This is a genomic window from Ramlibacter sp. WS9 (assembly GCF_003797765.1).
In the GTDB taxonomy this organism is placed as follows: Bacteria; Pseudomonadota; Gammaproteobacteria; order Burkholderiales; family Burkholderiaceae_C; genus Ramlibacter.
This window is the reverse complement of sequence record NZ_RKMB01000043.1, coordinates 1-23,874: the sequence shown is the minus strand read 5'-3', so window position 1 is coordinate 23,874 and position 23,874 is coordinate 1. Positions and strand designations below refer to the sequence as shown.

Here is a 23,874-nt window from a genome sequence, read left to right as displayed (position 1 = left end):
TGGTTCCAGAGACTCCCGGGTATCAGAGCGCGCGCAGCGCGGCGGGATCGGCGCCCTGATCGGCGTGGCGCCGCGCGGTCTGCGGATCGAAGGACCGGAGCCGCCAACCCGCGGCGATCTCCGGGTCTTCGAAACCCGCGGCACGCCAGGCTTTCGAGGCGCTGCCGTCGAAGCCGAAGGCGCCCCACGCCGCCAGCGGGCCGGGCGGCTTGCCGCTGCCCATGGCTGCCAATTGGGCCTGGATGCGGTCGGCATGCCGGCGCAGCAGACCGGGCGCCAGCACCGCGTCGTTTTGCAGCGCAAGCCGTTGCTCGCGGGTGGGCACGCCCGCAGCCGGCTCCGCGATCCAGCCGCGGGCCGGGCGCAAGGCCGAGCGAGCTTCGGCGCCTGCTCTGCGCAGGCCGTCCGCAGACTCCGGGTCGAACAGCGCGGCGAAGACGAGTGCCGCCTCCAACTCGCGGTCGATCATGGCGGTGGCGCGGGCGAACCCGGCTGCGACCGTGAGGAACGATGCACGTCTCGCGTCGTCGGCAAGCCGTCGCACGAGCAACTCCAGCTGCCGCGCAGCGGCCAGCAAGTCCTCACGCAGCCGCTGTGCAAGGTCGATGTCGCCCCGGGAGGCCACCGGTGCGCCCCGATGGAGCAAGGCCAGTTGCCGCTCCGCGGACCCCAGGGCGCCGCGCAGATTTTCCGGGGTGTGCATCCACGGCGGCGCCGGCAGGTCGAAGCGGTCGAACAGGCTGCGTTGCAATAGCGCGCCGCGAAAGCCGGCGGCCATGCCGGCCAGCAACGCATGTTCGGCGCGCAAGCGTTGGGGCGGCGGGCCGGCAGGCGCGGATTGCCGCAGCAAGAAGGCGTCCATCGCGGCTTGGTGGCCCTCGCGAAATCGCGCGCGGCCGGCGATCCGGTCCAGCGATGCGCGCAGCATGCGTTCGGCGCCGCGCAGGTCGCGGCCGGCGAAGAACGCCGCGATGTCGGCGGCCACTGCGGGATCCGCAAAGGCGGCCAACCCGGCGATGGCGCCGCGGCCCCCGAGTCCCACCAGCCGGGACCCCAGTTCGTCCCAACGATCCTTGAGCAGGGACCAGCAGGCGCCGCGTGTCGCCGGGTTGGCGAGCAGCGCTTCCACGGCCGCCATGGCGGCGGACTCGTCTGACTTTGGATCTTCGAGCAGTGCAAACAACGCCGCGTCGTCCGCCTTGGGCGAGGAAGCGCGGATCTGTTCATCCACACCGGCGGCCAGTGCGGTGACCCAGTTGTCGAACAGTGGCGCGCGCGCACCGTTCGCCAGCAGGTCCCGCAGTTCCTCAAGATGGTTTCGCAAGGAGGGGATCGCGGAGCGGGCGGTCAGGGCCTCGCCCGCCAACGACAGATACCCCGGCAGATCGGCTTCGCCGGCCCAGAGCGCGAGCCACGCATCTTCGACCAGCACGACGGCCTCGGAAGGCGACAGCCCGGCCACCGGCGCCCGCCCGCCGGGATAACTGCAGCGGTAGTAGCCAACGGCCCCGGCGTCACCGAAGGCCCAGCGAATGGGAGACGGCAACACGGCCCTCCCCGGCGGGCCTTCCAGCAACAGGCTGACGACCTGCTCACTGCCGTCTTCGAGGGCGACGCGCAGGCGAACGGGAATGGTGGAAAGCTCGTCGCCGACCTGCGTCACTTCGAGGGTCGTGCCGGCCCAGCGGACGGCCAGGTGCGGTGCGCCGATGCGCGTCAGGAAAGGCCGTGCCACGGCACCGACTGGCTCGTCGCAGGCTTGCTCCAGCGCGAGCCACAGGTCTTCGGAAGTCACCGTGCCGTTCGCGTGACGATCGAGAAAAGCGCGCAAGCCCTGCTGCAACGCCGGCTCGCCCAGCCACGCCTCCAGCATCCGCAGCAATGCCGCGCCCTTGCGGTAGGCCGTGGCGTCGAACAGTTCCTCGACTTCGGCTGCGGACTCGGCGTTCGCTTCCAGCGCGCGTGCACCAGGCCCGACGTCGCCATGCAGCGCTTCGCGGATGGCGCGCACTTCTTCCTCATCGCGCGTCAACTCAGGCGCGATCACCGCCAGTGCCTTGGGGGCCATCCAGGTGGCGAAGCCTTCGTTGAGCCATAAGTGATTCCAGCTTCCCGGGGTCACCAGGCCGCCGAACCAGTGGTGCGCGACCTCGTGCGCGACCAGGTTGGCTGCCTCGCGGCAGGCTTGCGGCGCTGCGTCCTCTGCGACCATCACGGCGCTTTCCCGCAGGAAGATCGCGCCGGTGTTCTCCATGCCGGCAACGCCGCTTCGCGGCAGGACGACGAGGTCGAGCTTGCGCAACGGAAGTGGGCGAGCCAGCCACTCGCCGTAGAAATCCAGGGCCTGGCGCGCAATGCGCAGGGCCAGCGCGCAGCTCTCCGGGGCACGCAAAGCATGCACGGCAAGCGGCGGACGCCGGGTGGCATCCGGCAGCCGTTCGAACGGACCGATCGCCAATGCCAGCAGGTAAGTGGGGATGGCCGGCGAAGCCGCGAAGGTGATGGTGTGCTTTGGAGTGCCAGGCTCCTCGTGCAGGATCTCCGCGTTGGAAATCGCCGTCTTCCCGGCAGGAACCCGGGCTGTGAGGTCGAAGACGGCGCGATACCGTGGATCGTCGAAGCACGGAAAGACGCGGCGCGCATGCATCGGCTGCATGTGCGTGGCCACAAATCCATCGCCCTGGTACAAGCCGCGCGGTACCCGGCCCAGCCGGCCGCGGAACCGGATCTCGGCAATCGCCTGGCCGGGCCGCAGCGGTGCCTGTGGTGTGAGGACGAGCAGGCCGGGCTCGATACGCCAGGGGACGGAGCTTCCGTCAATCGTGGCGCCATCGATCTCCAGTTCCACGCAATCGAGGCGAACTTCCGCTGCCGCTTCGGAGAGCGCCAACGTGATCGCCACTTCGCCAGAGAAGGTGTGCGCCTGGGCGTCGGCGTCGAGCAGCAGGGAATAGTGAAGAGGAATGATCACGCGCGAAATCCGTTGTGCGCATGGTAAGGCCCGCCGATTGAAACTCGGCGGGCCGGTCAATCCTTAACGCCCCACCGCACTATTTCGTGGTGGGCGGCCGCGCCGCGCCCGGCGCACGCTCCATGTAGAGGTAGGCGCCGCGGGATTCGATTTTTTCAAATCCCCAGCGGCCATAAAGCCGCAAGGCGGGGTTGTAGGGCTCGACATGCAGAGTCAGTGCGAGCCCGGCCGCATCGGCCTCGTCCACCAGCGCATGCAACAACGCGCTGCCCACGCCGCGCCCGCGCCACTGCGCAACCAGGGAAACATCCATGAGCCGCATTTCGGTGGCCATGCGCGAGACATAAAAGCGCCCCACCGGCGCGCCCGCGTGCTCGATCACGTACCACTGCGCGTTCGGGTAATGCTCCAGATAGTGGGCGTGCTGCTTCCCGAACTGGTCGTCCAGGAAGGCGCGCTTCTGCTCGGGGCTCCACGGGACAGGCGCCAATTCCTCGGCGCGTGTCGACGCGTACAGGTCACTGAGGAATGCCAGGTCCGCGTCGGTGCGCGGGCGCAAGGCAAGCCCGGGCGGCAGGTACTGCGCATAGGGACACATACGCGCAGCGGCCCGCCTCTAGTTCTGGCTCGGGAAGATCCCTTGCAGCGCGATGCAGAACATCAGTGTGAGGTACGGCTGCATGTTGTTATGCGGCTGGCTGCCGCCCACATTACTGACAGAGCCCGCTTCCATCGCCACGAGGTTGGTGACCGGCCGATAGACATCAATGGATGACTGGGCGAGTTGGAGGTCGGCGGCTGGCGTATCGACGGACGACGGGTTGGAGGTGCCAACAAGCATGTGGATGTGCTGCGGCATTTCCGAGATGGTCACGGTGTGCGCCGTTTGGCCCCCAGTCTGGCCCAGGACGAACCCACCGCCAAAATGGAGAGGCACTTTGCCGCGCAGGTCAGGCAGGGCGAAGGTCGTCTGCCCGTTGCCACCGTAGGTCGTACCCAACAGCGCGAAAAGCGCCTGGTTCTGGTTGATGGGGAGGAACTGCCCATTGCACTGCGCCCACCCTTTGGGGGCGAAGTTGAAGCTCATGAGCTTGATTTCGGAGAGGAATGGTTCTGACATGGTGTTCCCTTAATTTCGGCTGGTTTCAGGGACGCTGGGGGAAGATACCCTGAAGCGCGATGCAGAAATTCAAGGTCAGGTAGGGCTGCATGTTGTTGTGCGGCAAGCCCCCGCCGGCCGGGCTCAATGCCTGGAACGCCGCGTTCGTCGGCGCCGGCGGCGGTGGCGATGGTGCGTTCACGGGCGCATAAAGGTTGTTGCCGGTGCCCAATGCCACACCGGCGGGGTTGATCGTCTCGGCGGGCCGCACGCTCGTACTCAATGTATGGGTATGGACCGGTATTTCGGACTGCAGCAGCGTGACGGACTGGGTGCCGCTCATCTCGCCCAGGTCGCGCAGCGACAGCCCCTGGCCTTGGCCAGGCTGCATCGGGGCGCTTCCCTGCATGTCGGGAAGGGCGAACGTGCTCTTGCCGTCGCCGCCGTAGACGGTTCCCAGCAAGGAAAACAGCGCGGTGTTTTGCGAAATGGGCATCAGCTGCCCATTGCAGAAGGCCCAGCCTGTGGGCGGGAAATTGAAGGGGAAAATGCGGATTTCCGCGACAAATTGATCAGACACGCTGTGCTCCTAGGTCTGTGACGGGAAGACCCCGAACAGCGAAATGATGAAGTTGATGCAGAGAAACGGCTGAACGTTGGTGTGGGGCTGGCTGCCTCCGATCGGGCTCACGCTCTGCGGTGCGAGAGCCTCAGGCGTAAATTCCGCCGCGTAGGCGATGGCTGGCGTTCGACCCATGACGGCATCGGTGAGGACTCGCACGCTGGCCGGGTCTGATGAACCCATCAGAGGGTGGGAGTGGATCGGAATCTGCTGCACGGTGAGCGTGACGTCCTCAGAGCCCGCCATCTCGCCAATTTGGTAAGTGGTGCCCTGGAACGTGCCCGCGTGCAGCGGCAGCCGGCTTGCCAGGTTAGGCAGGTTAAAAGTCTCTTCCCCATCGCCGCCGTAGGTAGTGCCTATCAGTTGGAAGAGAACCTCGTTTTCCGAGATGGGCAGAGGCTGCCCCTCGCAAAACATCCAGCCGTTGGGCGCGAAGTTGCCCCCGAACATGCGAATCTCACCCACAAAGGGTTGTGCCATCTGATTTCCTCCTATAAAGCGCCTTACCACCAAGGTGCGGCTGGACCGAGACGAACTCTCGTCGTGTTGCTTTTAGCAGTCACGTCTTGTTGCTTTCGCGAAGTATTTCACGCCTTTTTGCGTTTAGCAAGTATGGCCGAGCTATTTTTTTTACGCAGATGCGGAGGCTGCTGAACCCGCACACGGTGGTTGCCAGTCAGCACGAAGGTGCGGCGGTGAATTGCGTGCATGTACTATTCTCATGATTGCGGCAATGCAAAAAACACCCAACGCAAGTTAGCTGTAACCACCCCGTTTCTACAATGATTGAACAACTCACCCGCCAAGACTTTCTCGATTTGTCGCCCGACGACCTCAGTGTCGAGCACGAGGGCCAGCAGCTCAAATTGCAAGTACTCGAGACGCGCGACCTGCCGCCGATCTCGCCGCGTCAATCGCCGTTCGTGGTGGTTCTGGGGGGGCCGCCTTCGCCCGTCCTGCCGCAGGGAATTTATGGGTTGCTGCACGCACGGCATGGCCGGCATGACCTGTTCATTGTCCCGATCAGCCGCGATGCCGAGTACACGCGTTACGAACTGATCTTCAACTGAGGGGCCTGGCGCGCGGGCGCGGTTTGAACAGTGGCGGCTGACCGGCTTAGATCTTCCACTTCTCCAGCAGCTTCTCGGGCCCCATGCTGTCGTAGGCTTCGAAGGGCTGGTGGATCCAGGGGTTGGTCGGCAGGAACTCAACCGAGTAGTCCGGTGTGAATTTCGACAGCCCCTTGGTCCAGATCACCGCGCTGCGCAGCTCGGTGATCAGCTTGTAGTTGTTCTTGAGCATCTCGATGACCGCATGCAGCGTATGGCCCGAATCGGCCAGGTCATCGACCAGCAGCACGCGCCCTGCAATCTCGCCCTTGGGGGTGGTGATGTAGTGCGCGATGTCCAGGTGGCCTTGCACGGTGCCTGCCTCGGCCCGGTAGGAGCTGGTGGACATGATGGCCAGCGGTTTGTCGAAGATGCGCGAAAGGATGTCGCCGGGCCGCATGCCGCCGCGTGCCAGGCACAGAATGGTGTCGAACTGCCAGTCCGACTGGTGGACCTTGATCGCCAGCTTTTCGGTGAGGTTGTGGTACTCGTCGTAGCTTACGTAGAGGTGCTTGCCGTCTTCGGTCAACATCGAACTGCTCCTGCTCAAGCGAGGTACGGGTGCCGCATCATGATCGTGTGATCGCGGTCGGGACTGGTCGAGATCATATCGATGGGAACGCCGGTGACCTGCTCGATTCGCTGCAGGTACAAACGCGCATTGACAGGCAGCTTCTCGTATTGCGTCACGCCCACGGTGCTCTCGGTCCAGCCTTCCATGGTCTCGTAGACCGGCTTGCAGCGTGAGATTTCGTCGGCGCCCAGGGGCAGGATGTCGGTGTGCTCGCCGTCCAGTTCGTAGCCGGTGCACAGCAGCAACTCCTTGATGCCATCCAGCACGTCGAGCTTGGTGATGCACAAACCCGACAGGCCATTGACCTGTGCGCTGCGTTTGAGCAACGCGGCATCGAACCAGCCGCAACGGCGGCTGCGCCCGGTGGTGACGCCCTTTTCGGCACCGACCGTCGACAGGTGGTAGCCCACGGTGCCCGGCGTCGCCCAGTCCAGCTCCGTGGGAAACGGCCCGCCGCCCACGCGCGTGCAGTAGGCCTTGGTGATGCCCAGGATGTAGTGCAGCATGCCCGGGCCCACGCCGGCGCCCGCCGAGGCGTTGCCCGCCACGCAGTTGCTCGACGTGACGTACGGGTAGGTGCCGTGGTCCACGTCCAGCAGCGTGCCCTGCGCGCCCTCGAACAGCAGGTTGTCGCCGTGGATGTGCGCCTCGTTCAGCTCGCGCGACACGTCGGCCATCATCGGCTTGAGCAGTTCGGCGTGCTTCATGGCTTCGTCGAAGACCGCCTGGTAGTCCACAGCCGGCGCGTTGAGGTACTTGGTCAGAACGAAGTTGTGCAGGTCCAGCACCACCTTGAGCTTCTCGCCGAAGCGCTGCGGATGCTTCAGGTCCTGCACGCGCAACGCACGGCGCGCGATCTTGTCTTCGTATGACGGGCCGATGCCGCGGCCGGTGGTGCCGATCTTCTCGTCGCCGCCCTGCTCTCGCAGCGTTTCGCGCGCGATGTCCAGCGCCGAATGGAACGGCAGGATGAGCGGGCAGGCTTCGCTGATGCGAAGGCGCGAGCGCACTTCCACGCCGGCCTTCTCGAGCCCTTCGATTTCCTCGAACAGCTTGGCGGCCGACAGCACGACGCCGTTGCCGATGTAGCACTTGACGCCTGGGCGCATGATGCCGCTGGGGATGAGGTGCAGCGCCGTCTTGACGCCGTTGATCACCAGCGTGTGGCCGGCGTTGTGGCCGCCCTGGAAGCGCACCACGCCCTGCGCCATCTCGGTCAGCCAGTCGACCAGCTTGCCCTTGCCCTCGTCACCCCATTGGGTGCCGACCACGACCACATTGCGGCCCTTTGTCTTCGTCATCACAGCGCTTTCGAGAGGAATTGAAAAATCTAGACGGCCTTGACGACCCATTGGCCGCCGATGGACGCGAGTTCGCGGTCGCAGTGGAATTCGTCCACTTCGCTTTCGTGGCCTGGCAGTACGCAGACCACGGTTTCGCCGTTCCCTCGCAGGGCGGCGATGGCGGCACGCAGTTCGGCCGCGCCCGCGCCGCTGTCCAGCCAGGGCGCGCGGATGGCGGCCTTCAAAGGCCGCTTGGCGACTACGGCCACCAGTTCCTTGACGTCGAGGCTGAAGCCCACGGCAGGCCGGTTGCGGCCGAACACCGCGCCGACCTCGTCGTAGCGTCCGCCGCGCACGAGCGCGTCGCTGGCGCCGGGCGTGAAGATGGAGAAGCGGGCGCCGCTGTAATAGGCATAGCCGCGCAGGTCTGCCAGGTCGAAGCTGACGCGGGCGCCCTGCAGATGGCCGGCCAGCCACTTCAGGTTGGCCAGCGCCTCGCGCAAGGCGGCGCTGGGCGGCAGCGCCTTCTCCGCCTCGGCCAGCACTTTCTCGTCGCCATAGAGGCCGACAAGCGCCAGCAGGCCCTCGCGGGCGGCGGAGGGGAAGTTCTTCGTCAGCGACGCGAGCCCGCTCGCGTCCTTGGCGGCAAGCGCGGCGTGCACCCGGCCAAGCGCTTGTGCGTCGACCGGCACATCGGCCAGCAGCGAACGCACGATCCGCGCGTCGGCCATGTCCACCGTGAGGTTGCCCACCTGCGTTGCCTTGAGGCAGTCGAGCGCCAGCACCAGCGCTTCCAGGTCGGCTTCGAGCCCGGCGTGGCCGTAGATCTCGGCGCCGAACTGCAGCGGCTCACGCGTGGCGTGCGGGCGGTCGGGGCGGGTGTGCAGCACGGGGCCGCAGTAGCACAGGCGCGTCACGCCCTGGCGGTTGAGCAGGTGCGCGTCGATGCGGGCGACCTGGGGCGTGGTGTCGGCGCGCAGGCCCATCATGCGGCCGGACAGCTGGTCGACGAGCTTGAAGGTCTGCAGGTCCAGCGCTTCGCCGGTGCCTGTGAGGAGCGACTCCAGGTGCTCCAGCAGCGGCGGCATGACGAGCTCATAGCCGTAGCCGCGCGCGGTGTCCAGCAGTTCGCGTCGGAGTTCTTCGATGTGCCGGGCCTCGGAAGGCAATACATCGGCGATGTGATCCGGCAGGACCCAGGCGGACATGGATTTTGGGAGGCTGTTAAAAACGGTATTTTACAGGCCCGGCCAAGGGCCCCAGGAGATCCGCCATGCACAGGACCATCCGCCACTGGGCGCGCCTCGCGCTTGCTCTGCTTTGCGTGGCATCTTGCGCCATTCACGCGCAGGTCTACCCGGCGGCTGCGTGGCAGAAGGCACCCACGCCCGAAGCGGCCGGTTGGTCCGCCGCGAAGCTCAAGGCAGCCGACGACTACGCCCGCGCGAACCTCAAGACCGATGCCTGGATGCTCGTCCACAAGGGCGTCGTCGTCTACGAGTCCGGCTCCGCATCGAAACCATCCGACGTCGCGTCGGTGCGCAAGAGCGTGCTGGACATCCTGGCCGGCATCTACGCGGACCGCGAAGCCTTCCCGATGGACAAGACGCTTGCGCAGCTGGGCATCGACGACAAGGAACCGCTGACCGAAACCGAGAAGCAGGCAACGGTGCGCCAGCTGATGCAGGCGCGCTCGGGTGTCTACCATCCGGCGGGCCATGAAACCGCGGCGATGAAAGCCGCCCGTCCCGCACGTGGAAGCCGCAAGCCCGGCGAGTTTTTTTACTACAACAACTGGGACTTCAACGCGCTGGGGACCATCTTCCGGCAGACCACCGGCAAGACGGTTTTCGAGTCGCTGCGCGACGACCTCGCCGGACCGCTGCAGATGCAGGACTTCAACTTCGACCGGGACGTTCGCTTCAGCCGCGAAGACGCTTCGGTGCATCCTGCGTACGTGATGCGGCTGTCCGTGCGCGACATGGCCCGCGTCGGTTTGCTGATGTCCCGCGGCGGACGGTGGAACGACCGCCAGATCGTGTCACGCGCGTGGGTCGACGAAAGCACACAACTGCATTCGAGCACCGGCCCGGGCAGCGGCTACGGCTACTTGTGGTGGGTGGGCTTGAGCGAGCGTTATGCGAGCCGTGTGAAGTTTCCGGGCAAGGTGTTCCTCGCCGCGGGCAACCTGGGCCAGTTCATCCTGGTCGACCCGGTGCGCGACATCGTGGTGGCGCACAAGGTGGACTTCGAACTCGATCCGTCGCGCGACGTGACCAGCGCGCAGTTCGTGGAATTGCTGGCTCGCGTGCTCGAGGCGGCGCCTTAAGAAGCCGCCCAGAGCAGTACCAGCCCGATGACGATGCTACACAGGCCGAAGAACCGCAGCTGGCCGTCTTCGAGCGCCAGCAGCTTCTGGAAGGTGCGGCGCCAGCCGCCCGGCGAGATGAAAGGGAACAGTCCCTCGATCACCAGCACCAGGGCCAGCGCCGACCAGAAAATTTCGCTGCTCAAGCCGGCGCGGCCTACTTCTTCGCCGGCGCGGCCGCGGCGCCCGAGCTGCCGCGGAAGGCCTTGAAGAATTCGGAGCCGGACGGGTCGACGACCATCACGTCGCTCTTCTTGCTGAAGCTGGCCTTGTAGGCCTCCAGGCTGCGGTAGAACTGCGCGAAATTCGCATCACGCCCGAAGGATTCGGCATAGATCGCGGCGGCCTGGGCATCGCCCTCGCCCTTGACCTTCTGCGCATCGCGGTAGGCATTGGCCACCGCCACTTCACGCTGGCGGTCGGCATCGGCGCGAATCTTTTCGCCCTCGGCCGTTCCGGTGGAGCGCAGCTCGGTGGCGACGCGCTTGCGCTCGGCCTCCATACGGCGGTAGACCGATTCGGTGATGGCATCCACATAGTCGGCGCGCGTGATCCGCACGTCCACCACGTCCACGCCCCAGGGCTTGGCGCCTTTCACCACTTCCAGCACTTCCTTCTTGACGTCGGCCATCAGCTGTTCGCGCTTGCCGGAGAGCAGTTCGCGCACGGTGCGGCGGTTGATCTCTTCCTGGAACGCGTTGCGCACCACGCGGTTCAGCTGGTTGGCGCCCGCGGCTTCGTCGAGGCCGACGTTGCGGATGTACTGCAGCGGGTCAGTGATGCGCCAGCGCACGTACCAGTCGATGACGACGCGCTGCTTCTCTGCCGTGAGCATCGGCTCCTGGTCGGGGCTGTCGAGTGTCAGCAGGCGCTTGTCGATGTAGGTGACGTTCTGGAACGGCGGCGGCAGCTTGAAGTTGAGACCGGGCTCGGTGATCACTTCCTTGATCTGGCCGAGTGCGTAGACCACGCCGAACTGGCGCTGGTCGACGACGAAGAGCGTGGAGCTGAGCAGCGCCAACGCAACCAGCGCCGACGTGACGATAAAACCGATTCTGTTCATCTTTTTCTCCGGGGCTCAGCGCGTTTCACGCTCGCGTGTGCGCGAGTTGTCCCGCGTGCGCGGATCGGTGACGCCCGGCGAAGCCGGCGCCGGCACCGGCACGCCCGCGGCCGGCGCGGCCTGCTCGGCGGCGCCGCCCTGGGCCACCTGCTGCATGATCTTGTCGAGCGGCAAGTACATGAGCGAACCCTGGCGGGATTCGACCATCACCTTGGTCACGCTGGTGTAGATCTGCTGCATGGCGTCGGTGTACATGCGGTCGCGCGTGACCTGCGGGGCGCGTTGGTATTCCGTCAGCACCGACTTGAAGCGCTGCGCATCACCCTGCGCCTGTGCCACGACCCTGGACTTGTAGGCCTCGGCTTCCTGCTGCAGCCGCGACGCGGCACCGACGGCCCGGGGGATCACGTCGTTGGCGTAGGCCTGGGCGTCGTTCTTGGCGCGTTCGCGTTCCTGGCCGGCCTTGAGCACGTCGTCGAAGGCCGCCTGCACCTGTTCGGGGGGCCGCACGCCGCCTTGCTGCAGGTTGATGCCGACCACCTCGATGCCGACCTTGTAGCGGTCCAGGATGGTTTGCATGAGGGTGCGCACGCGGGTTGCGATCTGGTCACGCTCCTCGGCCAGCGCCGAGTCCATCTTCATCTTGCCCACCACCTCGCGCACAGCGGTTTCAGCCGCCTGCACCACGGCGTCCTGCGGGTTCTTGCTTTCGAACAGGTAGGCACGTGCGTCCGACAGGCGGTATTGCACGGCGAACTTGATTTCGACGATGTTCTCGTCTTCGGTCAGCATGGCCGATTCGCGCAGGCCCGTGGCCTTGATCACGTTGTCGCGCCCTACGTCCACTGATCGGATCTGGGTGACGAACACCAGCTCGTGGCGCTGGATGGGGTACGGCAGGCGCCAGTTGAAGCCCGCACCAACCGTCGCCTTGTAGCGGCCGAACTGCGTGATGACGGCCTGCTGGCCTTCCTGAACGATGAAAAAGCCGGTGCCCAGCCAGATCAGCACGACCACGGCGGCCACCAGCCCGGCGCCGATGCCGGCGCTCTTCATGTCGGGTTGAAAGTTGCCGCCGCCGCCGAACCCGCCACCGTTGTTGTCCGGCCGGCGGCCCTTGCCGCCGAAGAGGCCGCCGAGCTTGCGATTGAAGTCGCGCCAGAGCTCGTCCAGGTCCGGCGGGCCCTGGTTGGGGCCACGGCCGTTGCCCTCGGGCTTGTTCGGCTCGGGCTTGTTGTTCTCGGCCTGCTTGTCGTCGCCGCCGCGCCCCCAGCGCGGATCGTTCAGGTTGAACATGCCCCTGATCCGGCCTTTCAGCTCCGCCCATGGAAGGCGGGGTATGTGAAGGTTCATTGCGCTTGGGTCTCGTTTCTTAGTTGCAGCATTGTGCCCAATCAGATGGGCGTATCGTGGACTTCAGGGATATGCAGCAGGACCTGGGCTTCCCTGTTGCGCTGGCTCAATTCTTCCACCAGATGGCGACGCAATGCAGGAATACCATCCCCCCCGCGGCTGCTGACGAACAGGCGCGGCACCTGGGTGCCTTCGAGCTCGAAGACGTCGACGAGCTGGCGCGGGCGTTGCGCGGGATCCAGGGCGTCGATCTTGTTGAAGACCAGCACCTGCGGAACGTCGCCGGCGCCGATTTCGTGCAGCACGCGCTGCACCTCGGCAATCTGCTCCGGGTGATCCGGGTTGGCCGCATCCACCACGTGCAACAGGAGATCGGCATCGACGGCTTCCTGCAGCGTGGCCTGGAAAGCGTCGATCAGGCCGTGGGGCAGATCGCGGATGAACCCCACGGTGTCCGACAGCGAAACCGTGCGGCCAGTGGCCTCTTCGCTGCCCTCGGCCGGCGCCAGGTAGAGCTGGCGGGTGGTGGTGTCCAGGGTGGCGAACAGCTGGTCAGCCGCATAGGCGCGCGCCTTGACCAGCGCATTGAACAGCGTGGACTTGCCGGCGTTGGTGTAGCCGACCAGGGAGATGTTGAAGCTGTCGCGGCGCTCGCGTTGGCGGCGCTGGGTCTTGCGCTGCTTCTTGACCTTCTCCAGCCGCTCGCGCGTGCGCTTGATGGCGTCGCCGATCATCCGGCGGTCCAGCTCGATCTGCTTTTCACCCGGGCCGCCGCGCACACCCGCACCGCCGGTCTGGCGCTCCAGGTGGGACCAGCGGCGAACCAGCCGCGTGCTCACGTACTGCAGCCGCGCCAGTTCGACCTGCAACTTGCCCTCATGGCTGCGGGCGCGCTGGGCGAAGATTTCCAGGATGAGCAAAGTGCGATCGTTGACCGGCAGTTCCAGGTGCCGCTCGAGATTGCGCTGCTGCGCCGGACTCAAGGACTGGTCGAACAGGACTTCTGTCGCGCCCGTCTCGGCGGCGAGCGCCTTGATCTCGTCGGCCTTGCCCTTGCCGATGAAGAGCGCGGCATCAGGCGCCTTGCGTTTGCACGCGACGCGCGCGACCGGCGTGAGGCCGGCCGTCTCCGCGAGCAGGCCGAGCTCGGCAAGGTCGCCATCGAAATGCGGCAGCCCCAGATCGACTCCCACCAGGATGGCAGGAGCGGCTGGGCGTGCGGGCGAGGTGGGAAGACTCAAGGGCCAGGCGCCTGGCGCGTGGCTTTCAAGCCGCGCCGGCTTCGGTGCTCTCGGCCGTGGAGAAGTTCACGGCGCGGCCGGGCACGATGGTGGAGATCGCGTGTTTGTAGACCATCTGGGTCACCGTGTTGCGCAGCAACACGACGTACTGGTCGAAAGACTCAATCTGGCCTTGCAGCTTGATGCCGTTGACGAGGTAAATCGACACCGGCACATGCTCGCGACGCAAGGTGTTGAGGAATGGGTCTTGTAGAAGCTGCCCTTTGTTGCTCACGATATTCTCCGTGTTCCGCGATCGGAAATGTTGTTGGAAACTGCACCTTACCACAGCAAACCAGCCGTGCAAGTAGGCGAAGGACGATTCCAGCTCAGCTGGGTGTGGATTCCCGTTCCACAAGGGCGCCCACCTAAAAAAACAGGTGCGGCAGGAAGCACTATTCCTTGTCGGCGTAGGGGTTGCGCGCGGTCTTCATTTCGATGCGCAGCGGTGTGCCCACCAGCTTGAATTCCTGGCGGAAGCGCCCTTCCAGGAAGCGCTTGTAGGACTCGGTCACGTGCTCGAGCGAATTGCCGTGCACCACGATCACCGGCGGGTTCATTCCGCCCTGGTGCGCGTAGCGCAGCTTGGGCCGGAACATGCCGGCGCGCTGGGGCGACTGGAACTGCACCGCCTCCAGCAAGAGCCGGGTGAGGATGGGCGTCGGCATCTTGATCATCGCCGAGCGATGGGCCGCCGCGATGGCTGTCCACACCGGCCCCAGGCCCTGCCGCTTGATGGCTGAAATGAAATGCAGCGGCGCGAACTTGAGGAATGCCAAGCGGGTCTCGATCTGCCGCTGCAACTGCTCGCGCTGGTACGAGTCCACCGCGTCCCATTTGTTGACGGCAAGGACCACCGCACGGCCGCTCTCGAGGATGTACCCGGCGATGTGGGCGTCCTGGTCGGTGATGCCCTGCGTCGCGTCGAGCAGCAGCAGGACGACGTTGGCCGACTCGATCGCCTGCAAGGTCTTCACCACCGAGAATTTCTCGATCGCCTCGAAAACCTTGCCCTTCTTGCGCAGGCCGGCGGTGTCGATGAGTTCGAACTTCTGCCCGCCGCGCTCGAACGGAATCGTGATCGCGTCGCGCGTGGTTCCGGGCATGTCGAAGGCGACCAATCGCTCTTCGCCCAGCCAGGTGTTGATGAGCGTCGACTTGCCGGCATTGGGACGCCCGGCCACGGCCAGCTTGATGACGCCGATGTCCTGCTCTTCGCCCTCCTCTTCCTCATCCGGGAGGTTGAGCGGTTCGAAAGCGACCTCGACCAGGCTGCGGATGCCCTGGCCGTGCGCCGCGGAAACCGGGTGCACTTCGCCGAGGCCGAGCTCATAGAACTCGGTCAGCTGCACGCCTTCGGTCATGCCCTCGGCCTTGTTGGCGCACAGGACCGTCGGCTTGCCCAGCTTGCGCAGGTACTTCGCGATGTCGTAGTCCTGCGCAGACAGGCCGCCGCGCGCATCGACCACGAAGACCACAACGTCGGCCTCGGCGACCGCCTGCCGCGTCTGCTTGGCCATCTCCATGTAGATGCCGCTCTCGGCCGTGGGCTCGAAGCCGCCGGTGTCGATGACGATGAAGTCGTGCTTGCCGTGCTTCGCGTTGCCGTAGTGGCGATCGCGCGTCAGGCCGGCGAAGTCGGCCACGATCGCGTCACGCGACTTCGTCAGCCGGTTGAACAGCGTCGATTTACCGACGTTGGGGCGGCCCACCAGGGCCAATACGGGTTTCACAGGGCCGCCCTTGAAATGTTATTGGGGAACGAAGCCGTAGATACCACCGCTCCGGGTTACGACGACGAGGGTGTTGCCCGCCGCAACCGGCGCGGACGCGATGGCGGAACCATCCGTCGTCAGGCGGTTCAGCAGCGTGCCGTCTTCGCGCGACAGCATGTGGACATTGCCATTGCTGTCGCCGATGACAACCGAGCGCCCGAGCAACAGCGGCGCGGACAGTTCGCGGTATTGCAGGCGGTCGCTGACCCATGCACGGTCGCCGTTCTCGCGCTTCCATGCCACCAGCTTGCCGTCGGCTTCCGTACCGTACACCAGCTTGTCGTCGCCATGCACGCCCTGGAAACCGTTGGCCGGCTTGGTCCAGAGCAAGGCGCCGCGGCTGGCATCCACACAGCCGACATTGGCCTGGAACGCACGCGCGCAGACGGTGTTGTCGACGCGGCTGACACTGCCCACCAGGTCGACCAGGCGTTCGACGTCGTTGATGCCGCGCGGCGAGGCCAACGGGGCCTCCCAGCGAATGCTGCCGTTGGCCGGGTTCAGGCCCACAAGACGGCCCGACAGGCCGGCGACGAGCGTATCGCCCACCGCCAGCATGACACCCGCATGGCGCAGCACCAGCGCCTCACCGGGGCGCTGCTGGGTCCAGAGCTTGCGGCCGGTCTGGCCGTCGAAAGCGGAAACGGCGCGGTCGGCCGTCAGCACGAAGACGCGGCCGCCGGCCACGAAGGGCGCGGTGTAGCCACCGGCGGCCAGCTTCTGGCGCCATGCTTCCTTGCCGGCGGACAGCGCGACGAGTTCGTTGGAACGAGTGACCACGGCAACCAGCTTGCCGTCGCTGCCGGCCCCGGCGGCGATGGGCCCACCGGCGCTGGCGCGCCACACGTCGCGGCCCGTGGCCGCGTCGATCACGGCGACGGTGCCGTCGCTGGACGCCACGGTGACTGCGCCGCCGGCGGTGTTCACCGTCAGCGGCAATGCCACTTCGCCCACACGGGCCGTCCAGGCCGGACGCACCGCCACTAGGTTCGGGCTCGGCGGCAGTTCGACAGGCTTGGGCTTCTCGGCCCCGCCGCCACCGAAGAACGAAGGCATCGACATGCCCGGGAACAGGGAACAGCCGCCGAGCGCGGCGGCAAGGCCCAGGACGATTAGAGTGCGTGATGCGGTGCTGATCATGGTTTGGCGCCTCCCGAAGCGGCCGTTGCGGCCGGCGCCGCGAGCGTTTGCGGATCCACGCCCAGCGCGCTGAGCTTCACTTCGACCAGGCGCCGGTAATCGGTGCGCTCGTCGAGGGCCTTGTAGGCCTTGCTGTATTCGGCCTTGGCTTCCGTCTTCTTGCCTTGGGCGACGTAGATGTCGCCGCGGCGGTCGGCGGCCAAGCCTTCGAATTCCTTGGGCATCTCGCCCGACAGCTGCTTCTGCGCCTCGTCGTAGGACTTGGCCTCGAGCAGGATTGCGGCCAGCCGCAGTCGCGCGAGTGCCTGATAGCCCTCATCGGAAGCTTTTTCCGCCACCCAGGTGAGCGCGGCCTTGGCGCCGTCGGTGTTGCCCTTGTCGACGAGCGTCTTGGCCGTCACCAAGCCGGCCTGCTGCGCGTAGGCGGTGCCGCCGAACTTCTCCTTCACGTCGGCGAAGGCGCGCTCGACCCGGGCGATGTCGCCGGCTTGCGCGGCGCGCTCGACTTCCTCGTACATGGCCGAAGCCTGAACGCTCTGCGTGCGCTGCCAGTATTGCCAGCCGTTCCACGCGGCGATTCCGCCGAAGACGGCGATGACCACCCACGTGATGAGGTTGCCGTACTCGTTCCAGAAGTGCTTGAGCTCGTCAAGCTGCTCCTGTTCTTCGAGGTCGAGATGTTTTGCCATTGTTTATGTTGTCCTGCCAGGAGCCTGCGATTGTAGTGAGGCGGCGTTGCTGCTCGCCCGCGGACCTTGCCTAGGCCTTGAGCGCCGCCGCCCAGCTGGCCGCTTCCGCCAGCGGGCGCTGCACTTGCGCGCCCGCGCCGTCACGAAGCGACTTGACCGTGACCATGCCCTGCGCCAGTTCGTCAGCACCGAAAATCAGCGCGTAGCGCGCGCCGCTTCCGTCCGCCTTCTTGAGCTGGTTCTTGAACGAGCCGACGCCGGAATGCATCACCACGTCGAGCCCGCTTGCACGCAGGGCTTCGATCACCGGCAGGGCCTGGGGCAGCGCATCGTCCGATGCCAGCACGCAATAAGCCGCCGGCGCGAAGTCCGGGCCCGGAAGGTCCAGCTCCTGCACCAGCAGCAACAGGCGCTCGATGCCGAGGCCGAAGCCGATCGCTGGTGCGCTCTTCCCGCCCATCTGCTCGATCAGGCCGTCGTAGCGCCCGCCGCCGCAGATGGTGCCCTGGGAACCCAGATGGTCCGTCGTCCACTCGAACACCGTGCGGTTGTAGTAGTCCATACCGCGCACCAGTCGCGGGTTGATGCGATACGGTTGCCCAGCCGCGTCCAGAAGCTTGCGCAGCGCGTCGAAATGGGCGCGCGACTCCTCGCCCAGGAAGTCGATCAGCTTGGGCGCGGCCTCGACCATCTGCTGCATCGCCGGGTTCTTCGTGTCGAGGATGCGCAGCGGGTTCGAATGCAGGCGGTTCTTCGCCTCGGTATCCAGCACGTCCTGGTGTTTCTCGAAGTGCTCGATCAAGGCAGTGCGGTGGGCGCGCCGCTCAGCCGGCTCGCCCAGCGTGTTGATTTCCAGCCGGTAGTGCGTACCCTCGGACAGGCCGAGTTCGCGCCAGAGAGCGCGCCCCATGAGGATCAATTCGGCGTCCACGTCGGGACCGGCGAAGCCGAGCGCTTCCACGTCCAGCTGGTGGAACTGGCGGTAGCGGCCCTTTTGCGGCCGCTCGTGCCGGAACATCGGCCCGGCCGTCCAGATGCGCAGCGGGCCGTTGTACAGGGCGTTGTGTTCGACGACCGCGCGCACGATGCCCGCTGTGGCCTCCGGACGCAGCGTCAGCTTGTCGCCATTCATCGAGTCGGTGAAGGAGTACATCTCCTTTTCGACGATGTCCGTCACCTCGCCGAGGCCGCGCACGAAGAGCGCCGTCGGCTCGACCACCGGCGTGACGATGTACTGGTAGCCGTAACGCGCCATGACGCGGCGCACCACGTCGTCGAACCATTGCCAGGTCGCCGAACGCGGCAGCACTTCCTTGCGCGGTACGCTGGCCGGCAATATGTCGTTCATGCCCTTGACCGCAGTCAAGCTGCCAGTTTTTCCGGCACTCAGTTTCTCAGCCATGTTCTTCTTGGGGTCAGGCGTGTTCGGCGACCGGGGTGCCGAACCGCTTTTCGATGTAGTTTTCGACGATCTGGTGGAACTCGTTGGCGATGTTGTCGCCGCGCAAGGTCAGCGCTTTGTGGCCGTCGATGAAGACCGGCGCGGCCGGTGCCTCGCCGGTGCCGGGCAGGCTGATACCGATGTCGGCGTGCTTGCTTTCGCCGGGGCCGTTGACGATGCAGCCCATCACGGCCACCTTCATCTTCTCGACGCCCGGGTACTTGGCGCGCCAGACCGGCATCTGCGCTCGCAGGTAGTCGTCGATCTGCTTGGCCAGTTCCTGGAAGGTGGTGCTGGTGGTGCGGCCGCAGCCGGGGCAGGCAGTGACGCTCGGCACGAAGCTGCGCAGGCCCAGGCCCTGGATGATTTCCGAGGCGATCACCACCTCTTGCGTGCGCGCCTCGCCGGGCTGCGGCGTGAGCGAAACGCGAATCGTGTCGCCGATGCCTTCCTGCAGCAGGATGCCCAACGCGACGCTGGAAGCTACCGTGCCCTTGGTGCCCATGCCGGCTTCAGTCAGGCCCAGATGGAGCGCGTAGTCGCAGCGCTTGGCGAGCTCACGGTACACGGAGATCAGATCCTGCACGCCGCTGACCTTGCACGACAGGATGATCTGGTTCGCGTCCATGCCCATTTCGACGGCGCGATGGGCAGATTCGACGGCCGACGTGATCAACGCCTCGTACATCACCGACTTGGCTTCCCAAGGCTCGGCGCGCGCGCTGTTCACGTCCATCAGGTGGGCGAGCAGTTCCTGGTCGAGGCTGCCCCAGTTGACGCCGATCCGCACGACCTTGCTCCACTTCATGGCCGCTTCGATCATCTGGCCGAACTGCCTGTCGCGCTTGTCGCCCTTGCCTACGTTGCCGGGGTTGATGCGGTACTTGGACAGCGCCTGCGCGCAGTCGGGATAGTCGGTCAGCAGCCGGTGGCCGTTGTAGTGGAAGTCGCCGATCAGCGGCACGTCGATGCCCATGCGGTCGAGCTGCTCGCGGATGTACGGCACCTGCTGCGCCGCCTCGGGCGTGTTGACCGTGATGCGCACCAGCTCGGAGCCGGCGATGGCCAGTTCCTTGACCTGGATGGCCGTGCCGATCGCGTCCACGGTGTCGGTATTGGTCATCGACTGGATGCGCACCGGCGCATCGCCGCCGATGGTGACGACGCGCGAACCCCATACCGCGCGCGCCTGGCGCGTGTCGCGGGCTTTGGGGGCGGCGGGTTCGATCGGGAGGCAGGGTTCCATGATCATTTGACGGTGAAGCGGGCCACGTTGTCTTTGGACACAGGCCGCAGGTCGAATGCCTTGCCGCGCACCTGGACATCGGTCTGGTCGACCCGGCCAATGGTGACTTGCAACGGCAAGATGCCGGACACACCCGCCGCCTCGCCAGCCCGCAATTCCTTGCGCATGGCCACCACGCCCTTGGCGTCCGTCACCTCGACCCACGACGTTCCCTTGGCGCGGAATACCACGATGCCGCTGGCGGCGGCGGATGGCGAAATCGCCGCGGCCGGGGTCGCGGTGGCGGGCGCGGATGCCTTCACAGCGGGCGCACTCGCTGCGGCGGCGGCTCCGGATGCTGCCTTGGCTGGAACCGATGCCGCTACGGGTACCGCCATTGGCGCCACGGCAGCCGTCGTCAGGGCCGTCGAAGCGCCCGATGGCGGCATCGCGGCCGGGCTCGAAGCCGGCGCGGGTGCAGGAATCACGAACGGCTGAGGAGCACTCACCACTTCGCCGTTGACAGCCGCGGCCTGGCTGCTGGCGGTGGTGACCTGGTTACCCTCTTTTTCCTGCTGCGTACGCGGCAGCAGGATCAGCACGAGCGCGCCGAGCAGCAGCGCAAACACCGCCAGGTACACCGGCTTGGTCAACTGGTCGAACCAGGTCGGCGGCGCGCCGTCGCTGGGCGCGCGAAACGGTGTGTTGATGCCGTCGCTGGCGCGCACCAGCCGCGGCATGACCATCTGCGGCAGCCGCTCGATGATGGGCTGCGGGTCGATCTTGAGCGTGCGGCACACGCTGAAAGCCAGCGCGCGCACGAACACCATGTCGGGCAACAGATCCCAGCGGTCGTCTTCCAGCGCTTCGAGTTTCTTGACCGGCACCTTGAGCGACACCGCCAAAGCCGCGACGTGCAGGCCCGCCGCTTCCCGCGCGCGCCGCAACAGGGTACCGGCCGTCACGCCGTCGGGAGCAGGCTGCTGCACCGCGGCGGCTTCTTCGTCCCAACGCTCACTCATCGAAGGCCCCTCGTTCGTACGCAGTGACCTCGCGGGATTGGGGGAAGCGCTTCTTCAGCTGCTCGCCCAGTTGACGCATCGCCACCTGGTCGCCCAGGCGGCGCTCCACCTTCACACCCAGCCACAGCGTTTCGGCGTTCGCCAGCTCGCTGTTGTTGAGGCGGCGGATGTAGAACTGGGCACGCGTGAAGTCGCCGCGCCGGAACAGGAGGTTGGCCAGGTTGAAGCCGGTGATGGGGTTGCCGGCATCCAGTTCGTAGGCGCGGGCCAGGCTGCGCTCGGCCTGCTCGAAGCGGCCGGCACGCGCTTCGCACACGCCCTGGGCCATGAGCGTCTTGGCGCGGCCTGCGTACGTCGGGTTGGCCATCGCCGCATCGAACGCGCGCAGCGATTCGTCGTAGCGGGATTGCTGGCACAGCATCCAGCCGTAGTTGTGCTGCACGTTGCCGTCGCGCGGGTTGAGCGACACGGCGCGCTTGAAGCTGTCCTCGGCCTGGCGCATGTCGTTCAGGCGCATGTAGATCAGCCCGCGCAGGTTGTAGGCATCGGGGAAAGTGGGGTCGGCCGCGATGACCTGCTTCAGCTCATCCAGCGCCACGTTGGTCTGGCCCTGCTCGAAATAGCCCACGGCCAGTTCCATGCGGATGCGGGCGCGCCTGCGCGCTTCGGGCTCGTCGGATTCGGTGACGATGTCGCGGGACGAACCCACGTCGCCGGGCGGCGTTGTAGCGCACCCGCCCAGGGCCAGCAGCGTGCCGGCCAGCCAGGACCAGGCGATGGCCCTCCCCGCGTCCCACGACGGTGTGACGGTCGGTCTCATGATTTCATGTCTCCTTCTGCGGCCCCGTTTGCCGGTACCTGTTTGAGCATCACGGTACGCTGCCGTGCGATGCGCTCGTCGACGCGGGTGCGATCTTTCACGTCACCCGCGAGCTGGCCGCAAGCGGCGTCGATGTCGTCGCCTCTGGTTTTGCGCACAGTGGTGACGATACCAGCATCGCTCACGATTTTCGCGAATGCCAGCACCTGCTTGTGGGGGGAACGCGTCAGGCCGGACTGCGGGAACGGGTTGAAGGGAATGAGGTTGATCTTGCAGGAGACACCCTGGCCGCCATGCGTGCGCAGCAGTTCCACGAGCTGGCGCGCGTGTTCGGGCTGGTCGTTCACCCCATCGAGCATGCAGTACTCGAAGGTGATGAAGTCGCGCGGTGCATGTGCGAGGTAACGGTTGCACGCATCCAACAGTTCGGCCAGCGGGTACTTCTTGTTCAACGGCACGAGGTTGTCGCGCAGGTCGTCGACGGGCGCATGAAGCGACACGGCGAGCGCCACAGGGCAATCTTCGCCGAGACGGTCGATCATCGGCACGACGCCCGACGTCGAAACGGTGACACGCCGGCGCGACAGGCCATAGCCGTGGTCGTCCAGCATCACACGCAAGGCGGGCACCAGCGCCGAGTAGTTCTGCAGCGGCTCGCCCATGCCCATCATCACGACATTGGAGATGACGCGCTCGTCGCGCTTCAGGTGGGTCCGCAGGAAGTGCTCGGCGAACCAGAGCTGGGCGACGATTTCGCCGGTGGTGAGGTTGCGGGAGAAACCCTGGTGGCCGGTGGAGCAGAAGCGGCAGCCGACGGCGCAGCCGGCCTGCGACGACACGCACAGCGTGCCGCGATCAAGTACTGTGCGCCCCCGGCCGCCTGCGGCGGCCGCCCCCCGAGGGGGCAGTACGGCGCCTAGGGGCGGCCCGTCGTCGCCGTACTCCGGAATAAACACCGCCTCGACCGCGTCACCCGCGCCCACGTCGAACAGCCACTTGATGGTGCCGTCGGTGGACTCGTGCTGGGAGATGACGGAGAGCCCCTCGATGCGGGCGCCCGTCTTGAGTTTTTCGCGCAGCGACTTCGCCAGATCGCTCATCTGGTCGAACTCCCGGGCGCCGCGCTGGTGGATCCAGCGAAACAGCTGCGTGGCGCGGAAGCGCTTTTCGCCCAGACGTTCGCAGAACGCGGCCAACCCTTCGAGGTCGTAGTCGAGAAGGTTGGCTGTCATCGCATGGGTGACTCGCTTAACGCGAGTAGACGTTCATGCCGGGGAAGAAGAAACCGATTTCGACCGCGGCGGTCTCGGCGGCGTCGGAGCCGTGCACCGCATTGGCGTCAATGCTGTCGGCGAAGTCAGCGCGGATGGTGCCGGCGGCGGCCTTCTTCGGATCCGTGGCGCCCATCAGGTCGCGGTTCTTGAGGATCGCGCCTTCGCCTTCCAGGCACTGAATCATCACCGGGCCGGAGATCATGAACTCGACCAGGTCCTTGAAGAAGGGACGCTCCTTGTGCACGGCATAGAACTGCTCGGCTTCGCGGCGCGACAGGTGGGCCATGCGAGCGGCGATGACCTTCAGGCCGGCGGCCTCGAAGCGGGCGTAGATCTGGCCGATGACGTTCTTGGCGACTGCGTCGGGCTTGATGATGGAGAGAGTGCGTTCGATAGCCATTGAAGTTCTTCCTGAGCTGGAGTTGTTAAGGTCTCGCCGAACGGCAAAAGTTCGGCAAAGCCTGCGATTTTACTGCGTGCGGATGACAGATGCCCCGCAAGGTTGGGTGGAGCGCCTTTAACGGCCGCGGCCGCCGCGGCGCTGGCCGCCGCCGGAGCCGCCACCACCACCGCCGCCGCCACTGCCACCCCCGCCGCCACGGCGCTGGCCGCCGGGGCCTTGCCGCTGCCGGGTAAAGCTGTCGGCGCCGATGTAGCCGAAAGACGTCTTCATGGGATCAGGCTGGGCCGCCCCGCTGCCCTGCCGGTCGCCGCGATCTCCTCCGCGATCTCCGCGGTCGTCCCGGCCCTTGCGCCGCTGCTGGCC

The 23,874-nt window shown here is 66.1% G+C and carries 24 protein-coding genes and 1 pseudogene; 2 read left to right on the top strand and 23 right to left on the bottom strand.

The window, feature by feature from the left end; all coding sequences use genetic code 11:
• Window positions 1-22 precede the first annotated feature (22 nt).
• The 5 genes from EEB15_RS31215 to EEB15_RS31195 all read right to left on the bottom strand — a co-directional run bounded on the left by EEB15_RS31215 (window position 23) and on the right by EEB15_RS31195 (window position 5,172).
• The gene (locus EEB15_RS31215; protein ID WP_158290289.1) at window positions 23-2,971 is read right to left on the bottom strand and encodes a M1 family aminopeptidase; all 2,949 of its coding nucleotides are present in this window, start codon (window positions 2,969-2,971) and stop codon (window positions 23-25) included.
• 79 nt (window positions 2,972-3,050) lie between these two features.
• Window positions 3,051-3,569, bottom strand: a complete 519-nt coding sequence (locus EEB15_RS31210) for a GNAT family N-acetyltransferase (protein ID WP_141513892.1) — start codon at window positions 3,567-3,569, stop codon at window positions 3,051-3,053.
• A gap of 18 nt (window positions 3,570-3,587) precedes the next feature.
• Window positions 3,588-4,091 (bottom strand): phage tail protein, encoded by a 504-nt coding sequence (locus EEB15_RS31205; RefSeq protein WP_141513891.1) that lies wholly within the window; start codon window positions 4,089-4,091, stop codon window positions 3,588-3,590.
• 25 nt (window positions 4,092-4,116) lie between these two features.
• Window positions 4,117-4,650 (bottom strand): phage tail protein, encoded by a 534-nt coding sequence (locus EEB15_RS31200; RefSeq protein WP_141513890.1) that lies wholly within the window; start codon window positions 4,648-4,650, stop codon window positions 4,117-4,119.
• Between the two features lie 9 nt (window positions 4,651-4,659).
• A complete protein-coding gene (locus tag EEB15_RS31195; RefSeq protein WP_141513889.1) occupies window positions 4,660-5,172 on the bottom strand; it encodes a phage tail protein in 513 nt (170 codons plus the stop codon).
• A gap of 302 nt (window positions 5,173-5,474) precedes the next feature.
• Here EEB15_RS31195 and EEB15_RS31190 point away from each other — a divergent pair, with 302 nt between their 5' ends.
• The gene (locus tag EEB15_RS31190) at window positions 5,475-5,762 is read left to right on the top strand and encodes a hypothetical protein (RefSeq protein ID WP_141513888.1); all 288 of its coding nucleotides are present in this window, start codon (window positions 5,475-5,477) and stop codon (window positions 5,760-5,762) included.
• A 46-nt stretch (window positions 5,763-5,808) separates the two neighbouring features.
• Here the strand turns inward: EEB15_RS31190 and EEB15_RS31185 are convergent, their stop codons facing one another.
• The 3 genes from EEB15_RS31185 to EEB15_RS31175 are packed head-to-tail and all read right to left on the bottom strand — an operon-like array spanning window position 5,809 to window position 8,866.
• Entirely contained in the window at window positions 5,809-6,333 is a 525-nt protein-coding gene (locus EEB15_RS31185) for a phosphoribosyltransferase (protein WP_141513887.1), read from the bottom strand.
• Window positions 6,334-6,347: 14 nt separating this feature from the next.
• The gene (locus tag EEB15_RS31180) at window positions 6,348-7,676 is read right to left on the bottom strand and encodes an adenylosuccinate synthase (protein WP_141513886.1); all 1,329 of its coding nucleotides are present in this window, start codon (window positions 7,674-7,676) and stop codon (window positions 6,348-6,350) included.
• Between the two features lie 29 nt (window positions 7,677-7,705).
• Window positions 7,706-8,866 carry an ATP phosphoribosyltransferase regulatory subunit gene (locus tag EEB15_RS31175; RefSeq protein WP_141513885.1) on the bottom strand — a complete coding sequence of 387 codons (1,161 nt, stop codon included), beginning with the start codon at window positions 8,864-8,866 and terminating at the stop codon, window positions 7,706-7,708.
• A gap of 65 nt (window positions 8,867-8,931) precedes the next feature.
• Between EEB15_RS31175 and EEB15_RS31170 the strand changes: the two genes are divergently transcribed.
• Window positions 8,932-9,987: a serine hydrolase gene (locus tag EEB15_RS31170; RefSeq protein WP_141513884.1), complete on the top strand. Its 1,056-nt coding sequence runs from the start codon at window positions 8,932-8,934 to the stop codon at window positions 9,985-9,987.
• Here EEB15_RS31170 and EEB15_RS31165 read toward each other — a convergent pair.
• The 15 genes and pseudogenes from EEB15_RS31165 to EEB15_RS31095 all read right to left on the bottom strand — a co-directional run.
• Entirely contained in the window at window positions 9,984-10,172 is a 189-nt protein-coding gene (locus EEB15_RS31165) for a DUF2065 domain-containing protein (protein WP_141513883.1), read from the bottom strand. The genes EEB15_RS31170 and EEB15_RS31165 overlap by 4 nt on opposite strands.
• Before the next feature lie 11 nt (window positions 10,173-10,183).
• Entirely contained in the window at window positions 10,184-11,089 is a 906-nt protein-coding gene (gene hflC / locus EEB15_RS31160; RefSeq protein ID WP_141513882.1) for a protease modulator HflC, read from the bottom strand.
• A gap of 15 nt (window positions 11,090-11,104) precedes the next feature.
• Window positions 11,105-12,442, bottom strand: coding sequence for an FtsH protease activity modulator HflK (hflK, locus tag EEB15_RS31155; protein WP_141513881.1), 1,338 nt, complete (start codon window positions 12,440-12,442; stop codon window positions 11,105-11,107).
• A 41-nt stretch (window positions 12,443-12,483) separates the two neighbouring features.
• Window positions 12,484-13,683, bottom strand: coding sequence for a GTPase HflX (gene hflX / locus EEB15_RS31150; protein WP_141513880.1), 1,200 nt, complete (start codon window positions 13,681-13,683; stop codon window positions 12,484-12,486).
• A gap of 25 nt (window positions 13,684-13,708) precedes the next feature.
• Complete coding sequence (gene hfq / locus EEB15_RS31145; RefSeq protein WP_141513879.1) at window positions 13,709-13,957, bottom strand: RNA chaperone Hfq; 249 nt, start codon at window positions 13,955-13,957, stop codon at window positions 13,709-13,711.
• A gap of 160 nt (window positions 13,958-14,117) precedes the next feature.
• Window positions 14,118-15,455: a ribosome biogenesis GTPase Der gene (der, locus tag EEB15_RS31140; RefSeq protein ID WP_141513878.1), complete on the bottom strand. Its 1,338-nt coding sequence runs from the start codon at window positions 15,453-15,455 to the stop codon at window positions 14,118-14,120.
• An 18-nt stretch (window positions 15,456-15,473) separates the two neighbouring features.
• On the bottom strand, window positions 15,474-16,637 hold the full coding sequence (bamB, locus tag EEB15_RS31135) for an outer membrane protein assembly factor BamB (RefSeq protein WP_141513877.1): 1,164 nt from the start codon (window positions 16,635-16,637) through the stop codon (window positions 15,474-15,476).
• Window positions 16,634-17,326 (bottom strand): tetratricopeptide repeat protein, encoded by a 693-nt coding sequence (locus tag EEB15_RS31130; protein ID WP_141513876.1) that lies wholly within the window; start codon window positions 17,324-17,326, stop codon window positions 16,634-16,636. Before EEB15_RS31130 ends, bamB begins: the two co-directional genes overlap by 4 nt.
• A gap of 70 nt (window positions 17,327-17,396) precedes the next feature.
• Complete coding sequence (gene hisS / locus EEB15_RS31125; RefSeq protein WP_141513875.1) at window positions 17,397-18,728, bottom strand: histidine--tRNA ligase; 1,332 nt, start codon at window positions 18,726-18,728, stop codon at window positions 17,397-17,399.
• A 13-nt stretch (window positions 18,729-18,741) separates the two neighbouring features.
• Window positions 18,742-20,013, bottom strand: a complete 1,272-nt coding sequence (ispG, locus tag EEB15_RS31120; RefSeq protein WP_141513874.1) for a flavodoxin-dependent (E)-4-hydroxy-3-methylbut-2-enyl-diphosphate synthase — start codon at window positions 20,011-20,013, stop codon at window positions 18,742-18,744.
• Between the two features lie 2 nt (window positions 20,014-20,015).
• Window positions 20,016-21,014 carry a RodZ domain-containing protein gene (locus tag EEB15_RS31115; protein WP_141513873.1) on the bottom strand — a complete coding sequence of 333 codons (999 nt, stop codon included), beginning with the start codon at window positions 21,012-21,014 and terminating at the stop codon, window positions 20,016-20,018.
• The gene (gene pilW / locus EEB15_RS31110; protein WP_141513872.1) at window positions 21,007-21,834 is read right to left on the bottom strand and encodes a type IV pilus biogenesis/stability protein PilW; all 828 of its coding nucleotides are present in this window, start codon (window positions 21,832-21,834) and stop codon (window positions 21,007-21,009) included. Before pilW ends, EEB15_RS31115 begins: the two co-directional genes overlap by 8 nt.
• Window positions 21,831-23,066 (bottom strand): 23S rRNA (adenine(2503)-C(2))-methyltransferase RlmN, encoded by a 1,236-nt coding sequence (gene rlmN, locus EEB15_RS31105; protein ID WP_141513871.1) that lies wholly within the window; start codon window positions 23,064-23,066, stop codon window positions 21,831-21,833. The genes pilW and rlmN overlap by 4 nt, the downstream gene beginning before the upstream one ends.
• A gap of 16 nt (window positions 23,067-23,082) precedes the next feature.
• The gene (gene ndk / locus EEB15_RS31100) at window positions 23,083-23,508 is read right to left on the bottom strand and encodes a nucleoside-diphosphate kinase (RefSeq protein WP_141513870.1); all 426 of its coding nucleotides are present in this window, start codon (window positions 23,506-23,508) and stop codon (window positions 23,083-23,085) included.
• Window positions 23,509-23,625: 117 nt separating this feature from the next.
• Window positions 23,626-23,874: pseudogene (locus EEB15_RS31095) on the bottom strand (23S rRNA pseudouridylate synthase B); the annotation flags it as partial.